Origin of the sequence: Streptomyces sp. AcH 505, from assembly GCF_000818175.1 — a bacterium.
Taxonomy (GTDB): domain Bacteria; phylum Actinomycetota; class Actinomycetes; order Streptomycetales; family Streptomycetaceae; genus Streptomyces.
Map to the genome: position 1 here is coordinate 1693574 of NZ_JTIY01000001.1, position 2813 is coordinate 1696386.

General features: G+C 73.0%; 5 protein-coding genes. 2 read left to right on the forward strand and 3 right to left on the reverse strand.

The window, feature by feature from the left end; genetic code table 11:
* On the forward strand, window positions 1–283 hold a 283-nt coding region (locus HY68_RS44875; protein ID WP_041986123.1), incomplete at its 5' end, for a histidine phosphatase family protein.
* 35 nt (window positions 284–318) lie between these two features.
* Here HY68_RS44875 and HY68_RS07875 read toward each other — a convergent pair.
* The 3 genes from HY68_RS07875 to HY68_RS07885 all read right to left on the reverse strand — a co-directional run bounded on the left by HY68_RS07875 (window position 319) and on the right by HY68_RS07885 (window position 1780).
* Window positions 319–591: a hypothetical protein gene (locus HY68_RS07875; RefSeq protein ID WP_041986127.1), complete on the reverse strand. Its 273-nt coding sequence runs from the start codon at window positions 589–591 to the stop codon at window positions 319–321.
* Window positions 592–706: 115 nt separating this feature from the next.
* Entirely contained in the window at window positions 707–1108 is a 402-nt protein-coding gene (locus HY68_RS07880; RefSeq protein ID WP_041986131.1) for a DUF1992 domain-containing protein, read from the reverse strand.
* Between the two features lie 102 nt (window positions 1109–1210).
* Complete coding sequence (locus tag HY68_RS07885) at window positions 1211–1780, reverse strand: TIGR03086 family metal-binding protein (protein WP_041986133.1); 570 nt, start codon at window positions 1778–1780, stop codon at window positions 1211–1213.
* A gap of 64 nt (window positions 1781–1844) precedes the next feature.
* Between HY68_RS07885 and HY68_RS07890 the strand changes: the two genes are divergently transcribed.
* Window positions 1845–2714, forward strand: coding sequence for a helix-turn-helix domain-containing protein (locus HY68_RS07890; RefSeq protein WP_041986136.1), 870 nt, complete (start codon window positions 1845–1847; stop codon window positions 2712–2714).
* Window positions 2715–2813: the final 99 nt, after the last annotated feature.

The window sequence follows — 2813 nt, forward strand, 5'->3', positions numbered from 1 at the left end:
GGCCGCGTGGCTGGCCGACCCGGCGGCGGCGCCGCACGGCGGGGAGTCGCTGGCGGCACTGCACGAGCGGGTCGGCGCGTGGCTGCGGGACCTGGCACCGGAGGGCGGCCGGGTCGTCGTCGTGGCCGAGCCGGACGTCGTACGCGCGGCGGTCGCCCTCGCCGTCGGCGCACCCGCGTCGGCGTTCTGGCGGATCGACGTACGGCCGCTGACCGCGACGGAGCTGAGCGGACGGAACGGCCGCTGGAACCTGCTCAGCGGCCGTTCTCTGTCCTCTGACTGACTGTTGACTGATGGGTGACGCCGCGCTGCCGCTGGTCAGCGGCGGCGGCTCGGGGACTTCGCACGGTCCAGAGCGGCCACACCCACCGCCGCCAGGACGATCTGGATGATCCACTCGATCCAGTCGGGTCCGTCCGTGTCGGCGACGCCGATACCGCTCGCGATGGCGGAGCCGATCAGCGCCGCGACGATGCCGATGATGATCGTCCAGATCACCCCGATGTGCTGACGACCCGGTACGACCAGCCGTCCCAGAACACCGATGATGATGCCGATGATGACGGCTGCGATGATGCCGGAAATCTCCATGTCCGCTCCCTCTTCGCCGCACCCGCAACGCGCGGTGGCGTGCATGCGAACGTGTGCCCGCTGAACGTGGATTCAGTCGGCGGGCGCGGGGCGGGGGCGCGTTGGAGAGCGCGCGTTACGAGGCTCGGCGCTCCCGCCAGTCCCGTACGACCTCTTCGACGTCGTACGGCCTGATGCCCAGCACGGGCCCCGGCGGCGGTTTCGCCAGGCACGCGGCGATCTTCTCGTTGATCTCCGCCAGGATCTGTCTGACCTGCCGCTCCGAGCGGGCCGCCCGCGCGCCGACGAGGGCGTCCTCCGCCTCCTTGCGCAGCATGAGCGTGGGCGGGAGGTAGGACAGGTTCTCCCGCCGCATCTTGTCCTTGACCCACCACAGCTCGTCGTACGGCGCGTTCGCCGAGGCCAGCGGCTTGCCGAGACCCGGCAGGTCGGCGAAGGCGCCGCGCTCCTCGGCCTCCCTGATCTGCCGGTCCGCCCAGCTCTCGAAGCTCACACCCGGTGGCTTGCGCTCAGTCATCCCCGGTCCTCTGCTTACGTAGCGAGATACGTCACCATCATGACCCGGACCGGGGCGCAGGCGGAAGGAACCCCCCGACGGACGGCGGAGGCCGTGCTCCGCCTACCGGCCCGCCCAGGCCGGGTCGCGGCCCGTCAGTCCGAGCAGCGCGGCGAACGGGCCCGCGCCGGCCGGCACCGGCACCTCTTCCCCGAAGACCCCCATCCTGCGGGCGGTCGGTGCCAGCGCCGCGTACTCGGCGCAGAGTACGTCCACGAGCGCCGGATCCAGCTCGTACGGCTGTCCCGTCGCGCGGGCCAGGTCCCACCCGTGGACCATCAGGTCGCCCAGCCCCATGGCGCCGATCGTGCGCGACGGCAGCCCCATCCCCTGCGAGACGCCCTCCTCGGCGCCGGGCTCCTCCCAGGCCCGCACGAGCCGGTCCGTCTCCTCGGCGAACCGCTCGCGCCAGTCCCCCGTCAGCGGCGGCGGTGGCGAGCTGAGATCGGCCTGCTCCTTGGCGGCGAGCGCCTGGAAGCCGACCACGACCTGGAGGAGGTGCGCGGCGAGCGCGCGGACGTCGTACTCACCGCACGGGGTGGGCGCCGTGAGCTGGTCATCGGTGATGCGGCGGACGACGGGGACGGTCCGGCCGGCCGCCGAGCGCAGCAGCTCGCTGATCTTCTCGGTCATGGGCACGAGCCTAGGAATCCGGCAGCCCCGGCGTATTGAAGAAACGCGACATAGGATCGGTTCCATGGCTGGTCCACGGCGTGACACCCGGGGCATCATCGACGCCCCGGAGCTCTTCGCGCAGGTGCGGTTCCGCCGCCGCGAGCCCGCCGCAGCGCTGCGGCCGTACCTGGAGCACTACTGGCTGATCGACTGGGATCTGACCCGGCCGTACGTCTCCCATCTCGTCCCGCATCCGTCGGTGAACGTGGTCTTCCAGCACTTCGCGGAGCAGGAGCCGTTCGGGGAGGTCGCCGGCATCGGCCTCGAACTGTTCACGCAGAAGCTGGAGGGGCGCGGCCTGGTGCGCGGGGTGCAGTTCAGGCCGGGCGGTTTCCGGCCGTTCGCGCCGCAGTGGCCGGTGTCGCGGTGGACGGGGCAGCGGCTGCCGGTGGCGGAGGCGCTGCCGACGACGGAGGCGGAGATCGCGACGATCCTGGCCCCGGCGGGTCCGGGCGCGGGTACGGGTCCGGGTGCGGGTACGGGGGCCGACGACGCGGCGGTGGCGGCGCTCGACACGTATCTGCTGGGCGTCGCGGATCTCGGCGAGCCCGGCGGGCCGGCCGAGCCCGACCCGCAGGTCGCGCTGGCGATGCGGCTGGCCGACCGGATCAGGACCGACCGCACGGTGCGCCGGGTGGCGTCGCTCGCGGAGACGGAGGGGATCTCGGCGCGCTCGCTGCAACGGCTGTTCGCGACGTACGTGGGGGTGGGCCCCAAGTGGGTCATCCTGCGCTACCGCATCCATGAGGCGCTGGAGCGGGCCGAGTCGAGCGAGGGCGCCGAGGTGGACTGGGCCGAGCTGGCGGCCGAACTCGGCTACAGCGACCAGGCCCATCTCGTACGGGACTTCACGGCGACGGTCGGGGTGCCCCCGACGGCCTACGCGCGCTGACCGCCGGCGCCGCCGGTGACTCCGAGGGCGCCCGCCCCGGTCGCCGCCGCGTGGCGCAGGACGCGCAGCGGACCCGCCAGCAGCTCGGCGGAGTCGAAG

Excerpts from the sequence above, each read along its gene's own strand:
- HY68_RS07875 (WP_041986127.1), bottom strand. The coding sequence starts at position 591 with ATGGAGATTTCCGGCATCATCGCAGCCGTCATCATCGGCATCATCATC.
- HY68_RS07880 (WP_041986131.1), bottom strand. The coding sequence starts at position 1,108 with ATGACTGAGCGCAAGCCACCGGGTGTGAGCTTCGAGAGCTGGGCGGAC.
- HY68_RS07885 (WP_041986133.1), bottom strand. The coding sequence starts at position 1,780 with ATGACCGAGAAGATCAGCGAGCTGCTGCGCTCGGCGGCCGGCCGGACC.
- HY68_RS07890 (WP_041986136.1), top strand. The coding sequence starts at position 1,845 with ATGGCTGGTCCACGGCGTGACACCCGGGGCATCATCGACGCCCCGGAG.